The sequence below is a fragment of the Streptomyces sp. ML-6 genome (assembly GCF_030116705.1).
Lineage (GTDB): Bacteria > Actinomycetota > Actinomycetes > Streptomycetales > Streptomycetaceae > Streptomyces.
On record NZ_JAOTIK010000001.1, the window covers coordinates 2,499,958 to 2,514,422 of the forward strand.

Here is a 14,465-nt window from a genome sequence, read left to right on the forward strand (position 1 = left end):
TCGGGTCCTGTCACGGAACATGCGGGTGCGGCACCGATGTGGGGGGCACCGTTCCCGGCGGACCATCCAGGGACATGACCGGCAAGCCGCCCCAGTCCCCCGTTCTTCGGAGGCCCGTCCATGACCCGAAACCCCTCCCGTACCCCGTCGTCCGGTGCGCTGACTCTCTCGGTCCTCGGACCGCTCTCCGGGTCCCTGGACGGACGGCCGCTGCTCCTCGGGCCGCGCAAGCAGCGGCTGGTCCTGGCCATGTTGCTCAGCCGGCCCAACACACCGGTACCGGTGGACGTGCTCACCGACGCGGTGTGGCCGGACGCGCCGCCCCGCACGGCGCGCAAGAACCTCCAGGTGTACATCAGTTCCGCGCGGGCGCTGCTCGGCGCGCGATGTCCCGGGGGGCCGGACGGCGGCGGTGGCGGCGGGGAACGGCTGGTGCACTCCTGCGGCGGTTACCTGCTGCGGGTCGGCGAGGACGAGCTGGACTCCCTGCGGTTCCGTTCGCTGGCCGCGGCCGGCCGGCGGGCCGCCGACGACGGCGATCCGCGGGCTGCCGCCGGTCTGCTGCGCCGGGCACTGGACCTGTGGCAGGGGCCGCCGATGCACGATCTGCGGGACTCGCCGGAGGTGGCTGCGGAGGCGGAACGGCTGGAGGCCCGGTGCCTGACCGTGCACGAGGACTGGGCCGAGACGGAGATCTCGCTGGGGCGGGCGCCCGCCGTCGTGGACGGGCTGCGGGACCTCGCCGAACAGCACCCCCTGCGCGAACGCCTCCGGGCCGCGTGGATGGACGCCCTGCACCGGACCGGCCGCCGGGCCGAGGCGCTCGCCGTGTACGACGACTACCGCCAGTTGCTGGCAAGGGAGTTGGGGCTGGAGCCGGGTGCGGCCATCGCCGCCCGGCACCGGGCGATGCTGACCGGCCGGGACGGTGCGGACCGGCCGCGGGCGGCGGCCCCGGCGCGCCGGACCGAGGCGCTGCGGACGGTGCTGCCCGCCGGGACGCCCGACTTCACCGGCCGGGGCGAGCAGCTGCGGGAGCTGCTGGACGTCCTGGGCGGGGAGAACGGCCGGGTGGTGGCGGTCACCGGGGCCGCGGGGATCGGGAAAACAGCCCTCGCGGTGCGGGCGGCGCATCTGTTGGCGGACCGGTTCCCGGACGGCCGGATTCACATCCGGGTCCGCGACGAGCAGGGCGCGGTGCGTCCCCCGTCGGCGCTCCTCGGTGACCTGGCCCGGCTGACCGGCGACCCGCACCGGGCGGAGCCGATGACGGACCCGGAACACGGGCGGCACTGGCTGGCCACGCACCGTTCGCTGGTCGTGCTCGACGACGTGCCGGACGAGGCGGCGGTACGGGCCCTGCTGCCGGGCACCGGCGGCAGTTCGTTCGTCCTGACGGCGCGCGGTCAGCTGGCCGGGCTCGCGCCGGTGCACCGGATCGCGCTGCCGCCGCTGGCCCCCGCCGAGGCGCTGGCGCTGCTGGGCCGGCTGATCGGGGCGGGGCGGGTGGGCCTGGACCGGGCCGCCGCCCTGCGCATAGCCGACGCCTGCGGGCTGCTTCCGCTGGCGGTGCGGGTGAGCGGGATGCGGCTGGCGGTGCTGCGGCACCTGCCGCTGGCCGAGTACGCGGAACGGCTGGCCGATCCGGCCGGGGCACTGGACGAGTTGGTGGCCGGCGACATCTCGGTACGGGCCCGGCTGGCCTCCGGCTGGCAGGACCTGTCGCCCGGGAGCGGGCTGGCGCTGGCCCGGCTGGCCTCCGCCGTCCACGAGGGGCCGTTCACCCTGCCGGAGGCCATGACCGCACTGGGCTGCGGCGAACGGCAGGCGCTGCGGGCGGTGGAGTCGCTGATCGACGCCGGGGTGGTGACCTCCCCCAGCGGCGAGGTCACCGCGCACTCCGTGCTGTACGAACTGCCGCGCCTGACGGGCCTGTACGCCCGCGAACTCACCGCCGCGGAACCGGCCCCGGCCCCGCAGCCGGAGCCGACTCCGGTGCCGGTGCCGGTGTCGGCCCCTGCCCCGGTGTCGATCCCGGTCTCGACTCTGGTGCCGGTGTCGGCTCCGGGGGCCGATGCCCCTTCGGGAGCGGCGCCCCGCACGGCGATACCGGTGGGGTGACCTGGTACCCGGCACCCGGCACCGACGTACTGAAGCCGATCGCCCCGCACTGCACGGTGCGGGGCGATCGGCTTCGTTGCGGTGGTGCTCCGGTACGGCGTTGCGGTGGTGCTTCTGTACGGCGACCGTTCGTCACCCCAGCGTCAACACGTCCAGCAGATCGGGGCGTTCGTCCGGTGCGGCGAACACCGTGTGCAGGGCGAGCAGCAGCCCCGCCGCGCCGGTCGCGAGGTCGGCGGAGAAACGCCGCAGCCGTGCGCCCGGCACCAGGAGGCGGTCCTCCTCGGCGACCAGGTGCCAGGAGAGGTTGCGTACCGAGTCCAGCACCTCGGGGTCCGGTTCGCCGCCCGCGAGCCGGCGGGCGGACAGCTGGTGGGCGGTGGCCACCAGCCCGGCGCGGCCCCGGAAGAGCCCCGGTTCGCGGACGAACTCCAGGACGCAGCCCTGTCCGATGCCCGGCAGCAGTCCGGCGAGCGCCGGGTCCTCCCGGTGGGCCAGGTAGCGCTGCGCGAGCAGGGCCACGCCGCTGCTGCCCTGGTCCAGGTAGAGCAGATGGCGCTTGCCGTCCTTCACCTGCACGCTGCCGCCCGGCATGAGCACGCAGTGCCCGGCCTCCCTGGTGAGTGCCGCGCCGGCGGCGTCCAGCAGCCAGTCCTCACCGGTGTGCCCGTACAGTTCGAGCTGGAGGAGCGCGGCTCCGCAGAGGCCGGTCAGCAGTCCGGCGGAGTGCGGGGCAGTCAGGCGGCCGTCGATGTCCTCGCCGCGGACCAGCGAGTCGAGTTCCCAGGCGGTCCGCACGGCCCGGTCGAGCAGTTCCTGGTCGGGCGTTCCGTCGTCACCGTTTCCGTCGGAGGCGAATCGCAGGGCCGCTAGTGCCGTTCCCGCCCGGCCGGTGAGCAGGTCGGCCGAGGCGGAGGCGGGGGCCCGCAGCGCCCGGTCGAGCAGTTCGCGCCCCTCCTCGCGGCGGCCGAGCCGGGACAGCACCAGCGCGATGCCGGGCAGCCCGTCGAACAGCCCACCGGGGGCGTCCGGGCTGCGGCGCAGTGCCGTGCGCGCCAGCCAGTCGACGTGCTCGTCGGGGACGGGGGCGCCGAGGCGGTCCAGGGCGTACAGCACTCCGGCGGCACCGTGCGCGGCGCAGGCGCCGCCGGTGGTGAAGCCCGTCAGGTCGCCGGGGTAGAGCCGGTCGGTGCGGTCCGGGGTGGCCCCGACGCGGATGCCGGCGACGAGCCGTTCGCGGATGCCGGGCCAGTCGGGTGCCGGGCCGCGCAGCAGCGCGTCCACGGTCGGTTCGCCGCTGTCGTCCGGGAGGCCGTGGGCGAGCACGGCCGGTCGCGGCGGCCCCGCGTCGGGCCCCAGCCGGTAGCGGGCGCGGGCCCAGCGCTCCAGGGTGAGGGCCTTGCCGCGGTCGTGGTCCGCCACCTCCATCAGCGGCATCAGGGTGTGCAGCCAGATCGCCCAGAGCCCGTAGGCGTCCGCCTCTGCGCCGTTCCGGTTGAGGTCGGGCGGCGCCTGGAGGCCGGGGGCGCCCGCCGGCGGGGTGTCCGGGTCGTCGAGATCGGTGGCGTACTCGAAGTCGATCAGGACCACCCGGCCGTCGGGGCGGATGATGACGTTGGCGGGGTGCACGTCCGCGAACCGCAGGCCGCGGGCGTGGATGAGGTCGAGGGCCCGGCCGAGCCCGTCCGTGACGGACTGCGCCCAGCGGGAGTAGGCGTCGAGTTCGGCGGGGGTGCGTTCGCCGCGCGCCAGCGCGAAACGCGCGACGATCTCGTCGAACAGGGTGGTGCCCTCGATGTACTCCTCGATCAGGAAGTGGTGTTCCCAGACCGTGCGGACGCCGTACACCTCGGGCACGCAGTCGAGTCCGGCGAGCCGGGTCAGGGCCCGGTGCTCACGGTGCAGCCGGGTGACGGCGTCGTGCCCGGCGGGGTCGAGTCCGCAGTGCGGCCGGGCCTCGCGCAGCACCACCTGCTGCTTGGTGGTGCGGTGTTCGGCCAGGTAGATGCCGCCCGCACTGGAGAACTGGAGTGCCTTGGTGACCACGTACGGGAAGTCGTCGTCGTGGGCGGCGGCGCGGGCGGCGAGGTGGGGGCGCAGCGGCTCGGGAACGGTGACCCACTCCGGTATCCGGAAGGCCACGCCCCGGGTGTCGGGGACGAGTTCGCCGGACGGGTGGCGCATCGCGCGGACCCGTTCCCCTTCGTCGTCCCGGCACCAGAGTTCGACGAACGCGCCGTAGCGGACGTACACGGGAGAGTTCCCGATCCGCAGGTCGCTGAGGATGTACGGCCCGCTGCGCCCCTCCAGGGCCTTGCTCAGGGCGTCGAGCAACTTCAGGAACGCGGGCTCGTCCTCGGGGTAGACGGTGATGAACTTCCCCGCGCTGGAACGGTTCATGTACTTCGCCGACATCAGCCGCAGGGCACGGCTGCTGCGCAGGAACTTGAACGTCACGCCCTGTTCCAGGCAGATGCGGGCGGTGTCGGCGAGGGTGCGCTCGGCCTCCTCCGGCACGGTGGAGATGTGGATCTTCCAGCCCTGCTCGGGCAGTTCGGCGGACGCCGGGTGCAGCGCGGTCCACAGGCCGGTGGTGCCGCGCCGCCAGCCGGCAGGCGGTTCGGCGCGGTCGAGCGGGTAGCGGGTGTCCTCGTCGGGCAGCCGGGCCGGGGTCTCGTAGTAGCGGCGGTCGGCGAGGCAGTACAGCTGGGTCTCCTGGATGCCGGGCACGGCATACCTCCTGTGGTTCGTGGTCAGGGGCGGGGGCTGCCGGCCCCGGTGCGGTCCTCGGGGGGCCCGGTGCGGTCCTCGGGGATCTTGGCGCTGTCCTCGGGAGTTCCGTGCGCGAGGACCTCGTCCGCGGAGGAGTCGGAGGAGTCGGAAGGGCTGGAGGAGTCGGAAGGGCTGGAGGAGTCGGAGGGGCTGGAGGGGCTGGAGGAGTCCGACTGCTGCCCGGACGGCTTGGAGACGCCGGAGCGTTTGGACGTGCCGGAACGTCTGGAGGCCCCCAGGGCCGCCGCCGCCTCGACCACCTCCGGGCCCGGCCGGGCGGACGGGGCGAACGTGACCACGGCGGCGGACACGGCGAGGACCCCGGCGATCGCCCCGAACGTCGTCCGGCTGCCGAAGGCGGTGAGGAGCGCGCCCGCGGCCAGCGGCCCGAACGGCTGGACCAGCGAGGAGAGGAAGCCGGCCGCGCTCTGCACCCTGCCCACCCGGTCGCCGGGGGTGACGGTCAGCAGGGTGGAGAGGAAGCCGATGCTGGCCACGGTCGACAGGCACATGCAGGCGGCGCAGAGCAGTCCGGCGAACAGCGGGACCCGGACCCAGGACATGGCGAGGGCGCTCCCCACACAGAGCCAGCAGGTGGCGGCGATCAGCACCCAGGTGTGGCGTTCGGGGCGCAGCCGGGGGGCGAGGAGGGCGCCGACGAGAGCCCCGACCGAGATGAAAGTGACGACGGTGCCGCCGCCGAGCCCGGACCTTCCGCCGCTCGAGAAGACGGTCAGCGCGGTGAACGTCAGGGCGCCGAAGGCGAAGTTCATGCCGAGTCCGAAGACGAGGAGCACGGTCCGCAGATAGGGCAGCCCCCACAGGAACGAGAGCCCGGCGGTCAACTCGGCCTTGCTGAAAGCCGATCCGGACCTGGTCTCGGATCTGGACCGGGTGCGCACCAGGGCCACGCAGATCGTGGACAGCAGGAGCCCGACGGCCTCGGCGAGGAACGGCAGGACCGGGTGCAGCCCGAACAGGGCGCCCCCGACCATCGGCCCCACCAGCCGCGCGGTGGAGGTACGGGCCTGGAGCCGGGCGGTCGCGGTCCCCATGTCCTCGGGGGGCACGACGGTCCGCATCAGCCCGAACGCGGCGGGCCCGTAGAGGCTGCCGATGATGGCGCCCGCGCCCGCGACCAGCAGCACCAGGGGCAGCGGTACGTGCCCCAGCCACACGGCCACGACGAGGGCGCCGACGACGCAGAAACTGCCCAGGTCGCACAGGCGCATCAGCCTGCGGCGCTCCACCCGGTCGGCCACCACCCCGCCGGGCAGCATGGTGATCAGGACCGCGGTGACGGACACCGTGCTGATCGCACCGGCCTGCACGGCCGATCCGGTCTCGCGGAGCACGAGCAGCGGCAGGGCCAGTGCGGTCATCTGGGTGCCGAGGATGGCGAACAGACCGCTCATCCACAGCAGTCGGAAGTCCCGGTTGTTTCGTAGCGAGGCGGCCATCGTCGGCTCCCGGTCGGTGATGCGGGGACAGGGCTCGGCCGGTGGCCCGGCGAAGGCGACGGCCCTGCGGGGTGGCGGCCCGGTGAGCGCTGGACCCGTGGTGAGCGCTGGGCCCGGTGAACGCGGGGTCCGGCCCGGTGAACGCGGGGTCCGGCCCGGAAAATCGAGGCGGGGCGGTCTCCGTGTGACGGAGCCGCCCCGTTTCGGCCGGCCGGGCGCCACGGGGGAAGGTTCATTCCCCGGGTGGCGCCACGGCCCGGTCATCAGTCCTTACTGCTCCGACATGACCACGCTGACCACGCTGACGCAGCTGCCGTCGATCTCGCGGTCGACGTTGACGGCGGTCTCCTGGAGGTCCAGCACGGAGTGCGCCTCGACCTCGGGGGTCTCGTTGTTGTCGCCGGCCGGCTTGGTGTTCTCAGCCATGGTGGTCTCCGTCCACTCGTATGACTCTGCGGTCTCCGGTCGTTCCGGGGCGGACCCCGGTTCTTCCGGTTGCGGCCGGCGGGTGCCTGCCGCTGACCAGAAAGTTAGGAGCCCCGGCCTGGCAAACGGCTCGACGCCGGTATGGCGGCGGTATCGCGGCAGTTCACCGGGGGTCGACCGGGGGCGTACGGGTGTTCCACGGGCCCGGTGGCGGGCCGCCGGACCCGGCCCGGCCTGCGGCCATACCGGTTCCGAACCGGTTCCGGACCGGTGCCGAACCGCCCGGCGGGACGCTGTACCCGCGCACGGCGGACGCGCTGTCCGCCTGCCGGGCCCGTACGCCCGGAACGGCCGTCGCATCCGGGCCCGTGCGCCCGGAACGCATCGCCGTACCCGCGCACGAACGAACCACGAACGCTGTACCCGCGCACGAACCACGAACGCTGTATCCGCGCACGGCGGCCGCGCGCCGCACCCCTACGCCCGAAGGAGACGGCCGGTGGAACTCGCCGAACTCGTCGGACTGCGGCCGGTCCCGGCCGGTGGAGTGCTGGTCACCCTCACCCGCCGCTGTCCGCTGCGCTGCTCCCACTGCTCCACCGGCTCCGGGCCGCAGGTGCGGGAGGAACCGGAGGCGGACGCGCTGAAACGCTTCGTCTTCTCGTTCACCGCCGCCGACCGGCCCGACGTGATGATGCTGACCGGGGGCGAACCACTGCTCCGGCCGGACCTGGTGGCCTCGCTCACCCGTTCCGCACGGGCCGCCGGCACCCGTACCGCGCTGCTCAGCGGCATGTTCTTCGCCCGGTCCCACGGCCTTTCGGCCCCGATGCGGCGGGTGGTGCGCACGCTCGACCACTTCTCCGCCAGCCTCGACCTGCCGCACGAGCGGGAGGTGCCCCGGGCCGCGGTGTTCCGCGCGGTGCGCGAGATCCGCGAGCTGGGGGTGGCGGTCAGCTTCCACCTCACCGGGACCGGCGAGGACGACCCGTACCTCGCGGACGTCACCGCGGACATCGACCGGACCTTCGGCGGAACGGTGCCGTCCCTGGTCAACGAGGTGCGGCCGTTCGGCCGGGCGGCGTCCTGGGCCCGCCCGGCGCGGACCGTGCCGGACGGCGGGGGCGCGCTGCCGTGCGCGATGGCCGCCTGGCCGGTGGTCGCCTTCGACGGCACGGTGCTGGCCTGCTGCAACCAGGACACCGTGGACCGCCGCCCCGTACCGCCCCATCTGCGGCTCGGCCACATCGCCCGGGACGACTGGTCCGCCGTACGGGCGCGGGCGCTGGGGTCGCCGCTGCTGCGGCTCGTGCGCACGGTCGGCCCGGCCCATCTGCGGCAGCGCTGGTCGCCCGGCACCCCGGCCGGTTCCTACTGCGGGGACTGCCGGCGGCTGGGCGAACTGCCGGAGGTGGTCGCCGCGGCCGACGCGCTGGCCTCGGGCGCCGCGGGCGCGCTGCTCGACCTGACCGCCGCCCGCCGGCAGCACGAGCAGGGGCCGGTGACGCTGGTGCGCCGCCACGGCTGCGCCGCGTACGCCGGCCTGGTGGCGGCCCGGGGCGGCGACCTGTCCCCGCCCCCGGCGACGGAAGGCGCCGGGACATGAGCCCCGTGGCCCGGCCCCCGGGACGCGCCGCGGAGCCGGTCGCGGAACCCGTCGCGGCGCAACTCCCGGGACGTACCCCGGATCCCGCCCCGGATCCCGTCGCGGCGTCGCGCCCGGCATCGGCTCCCGGGCGGGCCTCATCGACTCCCGGCCGGGCTCCTCGACCCGTCCGGGACACCGCCCCGTCCGCCGCCGCCCGGGTACCGGGGGCGCGCGGCGGGCGCGGGCTTTCGGCCTCCGAACGACTGCGGGTCAAACTCGCCTTCGCCGAACCGGCGTTGCGCGCCTCGACGGCCGGGCTGTGGCGGCCCGAGGGGCTGCTGTCCCGCTACCGGTCGTACCTGTGCGCGATGCACACGGTCATCCGGGCCTCCGTACCGCTGATGGAGCGGGCCACCGAACGGGCCGGGCTGCTGGCCCGGCGCGGCGATCCGCTGGGCGCGCCGCTGGCCGCCTACCTGGAGGAGCACATCCGGGAGGAGGCGGAGCACGACACCTGGCTGCTGGAGGACCTGACGGCGGCGGGCAGCGGCCCCCGGGCCGCGCTGGACCCGGTCCCGCCGCCGCTCGTCGCCTCCCTGGTGGGGGCCCAGTACTACTGGATCGAGCACCACCACCCGGTGGCGCTGCTCGGTTACATCGCCGTGCTGGAGGGGCACGCCCCGGCGGCGGGCCTCGCGCCCCGGCTGGCCCGGCTGACCGGACTGCCCGCCCCGGCCTTCCGCACCGTGCACGAGCACGCGCGGCTCGACGGCGGCCATGCCGACGAACTGTACGCACTGCTCGACCGGTTGCCGTTGTCGCGGGGCCAGGAGGCGGCCGTGGCCGTCAGCGCCCTGCACACCACGGACGCGCTCACCCAGTTGTTCGTCCGGCTCGGGCGCACCGGACCGGCGCCGCCGGTGCGGGGAGCCGGGCGGTCCGTCCCGAGGGAAGGCCCGACATGACCGAACCACCGGACCGGCTCGCCGTGCTGTACGGCGCCGGGTTCGCCGTCGATCTGCTCACCGACGAACAGCGGCAGGTACTGAACGACCTCGCACCGGAGGAACTCACCGTGCTGCTCGACATCAAGAGCCGGCTCGACGCGGTGGGGCCCGAGGTGGAGGCGCACGGCGAGATCGCGGGCGGCGCCCTGTTCTGAGGCCGCCCACCGGGTTCCGGGCCGGCCGGCGATCCGCCGGCCGCCCCGGGGCCGCCCGGGTCCTGCTCCGTCGGGACCCGTCGCGCGGCGGGCCGGTTCCCGTGACCGGGCCCGCCGCTCCGGCCGGGCCAAGCAGAGAGGAAGCGCTGATGAACTGCACATCGTGCCGGCACGAGCTGCCCGCCGCCGCACGGTTCTGCCCGTTCTGCGGCACCCCGTGCCCGTCGCCCGTGGCCGCCGCGCCGGAGGACGAACGCAAGCTGGTCACCGCGGTCTTCTGCGACCTGGTGGGTTCCACGGCGCTGTCCGGGCTGCTGGACCCGGAGACCCTGCGCACCGTGACGCTGCGCTACTTCGCGGTGATGAGCGAGCAGATCGAGGCGCACGGCGGCACCCCGGAGAAGTTCATCGGCGACGCCGTGATGGCGGTGTTCGGGGTGCCGGTGATGCGTGAGGACGACGCGCGGCGGGCTCTCGCCGCGGCGCTCGGCATGCGGGAGGCGCTGGCGGAACTGAACACCGAGCTCGAAGCCACCCTGGGCATCCGGCTCGACATTCGGATCGGCGTCAACACCGGTCAGGTGGTGGCGAGTTCCGATGCGAGCACCCGGCAGGCGCTGATCTCGGGCGAGACGGTGAACGTGGCGGCCCGGCTGGAGCAGAACGCGGCGGCCGGCGAGATCCTGATCGGCCCGCAGACCCTGGAGGCCGCCGGTCCGACGGTGGTCGTCCAGGAGACGGGCCCGCTGCGGCTCAAGGGCAAGAGCGACAGCGTGTCCGCGTACCGGCTGATCGCGCTCGGCGCCGACGACCCGGAGCTGCTGCGCCGTTTCGACGTGCCGTTCATCGGCCGCGCCGCGGAGCGGGCGGCGCTGGACGAGGCCCTGGAGCACACGGCGCGCGGGGCGGGCCCGGGGCTGGTCCGCCTCGTCGGTGACGCCGGGATCGGCAAGACCCGCCTGGCGCGCGAGTGGCTGGCCGGCCTCGACGGCCCCGGGCGGCCGGTCGTCGGGACCGGCCGCTGCCGCAGCTACGGGGACCACGGCACCCTGGCGCCGCTGGCCGACGCGGTACGGGAGGTGCTCGGCTCGCCGGTCGCCCGGGAAGCGCTGCGGGAAGCGGTGCGGGAGGCGTCGGCCGGGGTGTCCGGGCGGTCCGGGGCCGCGGTGGCGGACGCGTGGGAGCTGCTGCGCGGCGGCCTGCTGCACGACGGCACGCCCAACGCCCCGTTCGAGGACATGTGCGCCGCGCTGATCACCGTGCTGTCCCGGACGGCGGAGCGGCGGCCGGTGCTGCTGGTCGTCGACGACTGGCACTGGGCCGAACCGCTGCTGGTGCGGACGGTGAACCGGCTGGCCGGGCCGCTGGGCCGGGCGGGCGGGCTCATCGTGTGTCCGGGCCGCCCGGACGGGCCGCCGGCCGCCGCCGACCCGGCCGCGGACCCTGCCCGGATCCTGCCGCTGACCGGCCTGCCGCGCGCCGAGGCCGCCCTGCTGGTCCGCGAACTGACCGCCTCGGCCTCCCCCGCCACAGGGGCCGCTCCGGGCACGTACGGCCGCGTCCCCCACCCCCGTACCCCGCACGACACCGACTCCTACAGTCACGACCTCTACGAGCGGGCCGAGGGAAACCCCCTCTATCTGGAGCAGCTCCTCGTCCCGGCGGGCCCGGATGCGGCGGGCCCGGTGCCGGAGGGGGCGCGGGACGTACGGGGCTCGGCGCTGCCGCCGACCCTCCAGGCGCTGCTGGGGGCCAGGATCGGCACGCTGGAACGGGCCGAACGCGCCACCCTGGACCTGGCCGCTGTCGTCGGCCGGGACTTCACCGCCCCGGAACTCGTCCGGCTGACCCGGGCGGCCCGGGAGGCGGAGCACACGGCCCGCCCCGTACCGGCCGCGCACCCCGAGGGGTCCGCCCCGGAGGACGACCGGGGCCGGGTGGCCCGCGCGCTGGCCCGGTTGCGCGGACGCCGGCTGGTCGAGGCCGCGCCGGGCGGCGAACCGGGCGCGGGACGGCACCGGTTCAGCAGCGGCCTGGTCCAGGAGGTGGCGTACGACTCGCTGTCGAAGCGGGCCAAGGCCGAGCGGCACGCCTGGGCGTCCGAGCTGCCCAGTGTGACGGCGGCGGGCGAGGCGGCGGTCGGCGGGCATCTGGAGCGGGCGTACCGGTACCGCACCGAGCTGGGGCTGGCCGACGACCGGGCCGCCGCCCTGCGGGTCCGGGCCGCCGCCGCGCTCGCCTCGGCCGGTGCGCAGGCCCTGGCCCGTTCCGATCTGCACTGGGCGCAGGGCCTGTTGGAGCGTGCCGTGGATCTGCATCCGGCGGGTGACCCGGCCGCGGCACCGGCGCTGCGGCGGCTCGGCGAGGTGCGGCTGGCGCTCGGCCGGGCCGAGGACGGGGAGCGCCTGTTGCGGCAGGTGCTGGCCATCGGGACCGCGCCGGTGGAGGCCGCGCACGCCCGGCTCGCGCTGGCGGTGCTGGACCCGGCCTCGGTGAGCGTGTCGGCCACGGCCCGGTCGGTGCTGCCGCTCTTCGAGTCCGCCGGGGACTGGATCGGACAGGCGCGGGCCCGGTTGCGGCTGGCCCAGCGGTTGCAGCTGGCGGGCCGGCACGAGGAGGCCGACCGCGATCTGACCCTGGCCCTGGACCACGCGGTGCGGGCCGAGGCGGAGCCGGAGCGGGCGGCGGCGCTCGGCGCCATCGGGATCTCGCTGTGGCGCGGGCCGGAGCCGGTACCGGTCGCGGTGACCCGCTGCCGGGGCCTGCTCGCCGCGCACGGCGCAGGCCGCCCGGCCGTCCGGACCACCCTGAACTGCCCGCTGGCCGTGCTGTACGCGCTCCACGACCGGGCGGACCGGGCCCGGGAGTGCCTGGCCGAGGCGGAACGGCTGGCCGACGAGCTGGGGTACGCGGAGGCGGAGGTCTTCCTTCCGGTGTTCCGGGCGACGGTCGAGTCGCTGCTCGGGTGCACCGGCCCGGCCCTGGACCTGCTCGTCCGGGCGGACCGGGCGGCGGAGCGCGCCGGGGCCCGGTCCATGCGGCCGGCCATCGCGCTGGAGGCGGCCCGGTTGCTGCTCGACGACGGCCGGCCCGGCGAGGCGGGTCCGTGGCTCGAAGGGGTCGGGGAGGAGCGGCCGTTGCCGCACTCCGACCGGGTGGACCTGGCGGGGCTGCGGGCCCGGCTGGCGGCGGGGGCCGGGGACGCGGGGGCGGCCCTGCGTCACGCGGACCGGGCCGTGCGGGACTCCCTGCTGACCGACTCCCCGTTGGTACGGGCCACCGCGTCGCTGGACCGGGCGCGGACGCTGGCGCTGCTGGGCGACGCGGCGGGGGCCTCGGCGGCGGCGCGGGAGGCCCGGGAGGGGTTCGCGGAGAAGGGACATCTGCCGGGCGAACGGTGGGCCGCACGGCTCGTCGCCGGACCGGCGGCGGCCACGACGGAGAAGAGCTGAGGATGACGACCACGGACACGGCCCCGGGGCCGGGACTGACCTGGAGTCTGCGGGGACGCGGACCCGACGACGTGGCGGTTCTCGCGGACCCGGGCCCGGGGCACGAGGACGGGACCGTACCGGGCACCGGGCGGGGCGTACGGGTCTGCGTGGTGGACTCGGGCGTCGAACGCGACCATCCGGGCGTCGGCCCGGTCGCCGGCTCATGGGTGGTGGTCAAGGACCCGGAGACCGGCGGGACCGAGGTGCGGCCGACCGACACCGGGGACTCCTGCGGGCACGGCACCGCCTGCGCGGGCATCATCCGGCGGACCGCCCCGGAGTGCGAACTGCACAGCGTACGGGTGCTGGGCGAGCGGTTCTCCGGTACCGGGGACGTGCTGCTGGCCGGGTTGCGCTGGGCGGTCGAGCAGGGCTTCGACGTGGTGAACCTGTCGTTGTCCACCACCCGGGCCCGGTTCGCCGAGGAGCTGCACTCGCTGGCCGACCGCGCCTACTTCAACCGGACGGTCGTGGTCGCCTCGGCGCACAACTCCCCGGTGGAGAGCTACCCGTGGCGGTTCGCCTCGGTGATCTCCGTGGGCAGCCACCAGGAGGAGGACCCGGACCTGCACCTATACAACCCCGAACCGCCGGTGGAGTTCTTCGCCCCCGGCCAGAACGTGACGGTGCCGTGGCTGGGCGGCACCTCGATCCGCACCACCGGGAACAGCTTCGCGACCCCGTACATCAGCGGACTGTGCGCGCGTCTCCTCTCGTCCCATCCGAGGATGACGGCCTTCCAGCTCAAGAACGCCCTTTATCTCTCCGCGGCCAACGTGCGGTTCGGTCCGCGGCTTCCCACCCCGGCAGGAGAGGTCTGCGATGACTCCGAGAACTGAACCAGTGTCCGCGTCGGCGTCCGCCGCGGGAACGGTCCCACCGGTCGACCCGCACCGGCGCGAACTCCTCCAGTCCATCGTCGACGTGGCCCGCGCGATCTTCGGGGCGGAGGCCAGTTCGGTCTTCCTGCTGGACGAGGAGGCCGACGAGCTGGTCTTCCAGGCGGTGTCCGGCCAGGGCGAGGAGTTCCTGGTGGGCCGCAGGTTTCCGGCCGGCCGCGGGATCGCGGGCTGGGTGGCGACCTCGGGCGAGCCGATGGTGGTGGACGACCTCACCACGGACACCTCCTTCGACCGTTCGCTCGCCGAGTCCACCGAGTTCGTGCCCGACTCCCTGATGGCGGCCCCGCTGATCAGCGACGGGCAGGTGCTCGGCGTACTGGAGGTGCTCGATCCGTCGCCGCGCGCCCGGACGGACATGCGGGAACTGGACCTGCTCGCCATGTTCGCCCGGCAGGCCGCGGCGGCGCTGCGGATGGCCGCGCACGCCCCCGCCGCCGGCGCACAGGGACTCGGCGCGGGGCTGGGGCCACGTCAGCGGGCGGACGCGCTGCGACTGCTGGGTAGTCTGGAGCAGCTGCTCCGGGAGCCCTGCTGAGCCCC

Annotated in this window: 9 protein-coding genes and 1 pseudogene; 7 read left to right on the forward strand and 3 right to left on the reverse strand. The window is 75.4% G+C overall.

Going from position 1 to position 14,465, the window contains the following annotated elements:
• Positions 1-120 precede the first annotated feature (120 nt).
• A complete protein-coding gene (locus OCT49_RS10810) occupies positions 121-2,121 on the forward strand; it encodes an AfsR/SARP family transcriptional regulator (RefSeq protein WP_283851671.1) in 2,001 nt (666 codons plus the stop codon).
• 132 nt (positions 2,122-2,253) lie between these two features.
• On the opposite strand, the gene lanKC is transcribed toward OCT49_RS10810, so the two are convergent.
• The 3 genes and pseudogenes from lanKC to OCT49_RS10825 all read right to left on the reverse strand — a co-directional run bounded on the left by lanKC (position 2,254) and on the right by OCT49_RS10825 (position 6,779).
• Positions 2,254-4,851: a class III lanthionine synthetase LanKC gene (lanKC, locus tag OCT49_RS10815; RefSeq protein WP_283851672.1), complete on the reverse strand. Its 2,598-nt coding sequence runs from the start codon at positions 4,849-4,851 to the stop codon at positions 2,254-2,256.
• Positions 4,852-5,035: 184 nt separating this feature from the next.
• Positions 5,036-6,353, reverse strand: a pseudogene (locus OCT49_RS10820) (MFS transporter); the annotation flags it as partial.
• A gap of 270 nt (positions 6,354-6,623) precedes the next feature.
• Entirely contained in the window at positions 6,624-6,779 is a 156-nt protein-coding gene (locus OCT49_RS10825; protein WP_283851674.1) for a hypothetical protein, read from the reverse strand.
• Between the two features lie 499 nt (positions 6,780-7,278).
• On the opposite strand from OCT49_RS10825, the gene OCT49_RS10830 reads away from it, so the two are divergent.
• From OCT49_RS10830 to OCT49_RS10855, 6 genes are all read left to right on the forward strand, one after another.
• Positions 7,279-8,385 carry a radical SAM protein gene (locus tag OCT49_RS10830; RefSeq protein WP_283851675.1) on the forward strand — a complete coding sequence of 369 codons (1,107 nt, stop codon included), beginning with the start codon at positions 7,279-7,281 and terminating at the stop codon, positions 8,383-8,385.
• 245 nt (positions 8,386-8,630) lie between these two features.
• Positions 8,631-9,332 (forward strand): iron-containing redox enzyme family protein, encoded by a 702-nt coding sequence (locus OCT49_RS10835; protein ID WP_283855749.1) that lies wholly within the window; start codon positions 8,631-8,633, stop codon positions 9,330-9,332.
• Positions 9,329-9,529, forward strand: coding sequence for an aroma-sacti cluster domain-containing protein (locus OCT49_RS10840; RefSeq protein ID WP_283851676.1), 201 nt, complete (start codon positions 9,329-9,331; stop codon positions 9,527-9,529). Before OCT49_RS10835 ends, OCT49_RS10840 begins: the two co-directional genes overlap by 4 nt.
• Before the next feature lie 149 nt (positions 9,530-9,678).
• Positions 9,679-12,981 carry an adenylate/guanylate cyclase domain-containing protein gene (locus tag OCT49_RS10845; protein ID WP_283851677.1) on the forward strand — a complete coding sequence of 1,101 codons (3,303 nt, stop codon included), beginning with the start codon at positions 9,679-9,681 and terminating at the stop codon, positions 12,979-12,981.
• A 2-nt stretch (positions 12,982-12,983) separates the two neighbouring features.
• A complete protein-coding gene (locus tag OCT49_RS10850) occupies positions 12,984-13,862 on the forward strand; it encodes a S8 family peptidase (RefSeq protein ID WP_283851678.1) in 879 nt (292 codons plus the stop codon).
• Positions 13,846-14,460 carry a GAF domain-containing protein gene (locus OCT49_RS10855; RefSeq protein WP_283851679.1) on the forward strand — a complete coding sequence of 205 codons (615 nt, stop codon included), beginning with the start codon at positions 13,846-13,848 and terminating at the stop codon, positions 14,458-14,460. The genes OCT49_RS10850 and OCT49_RS10855 overlap by 17 nt, the downstream gene beginning before the upstream one ends.
• The last annotated feature ends 5 nt before the right edge of the window (positions 14,461-14,465 follow it).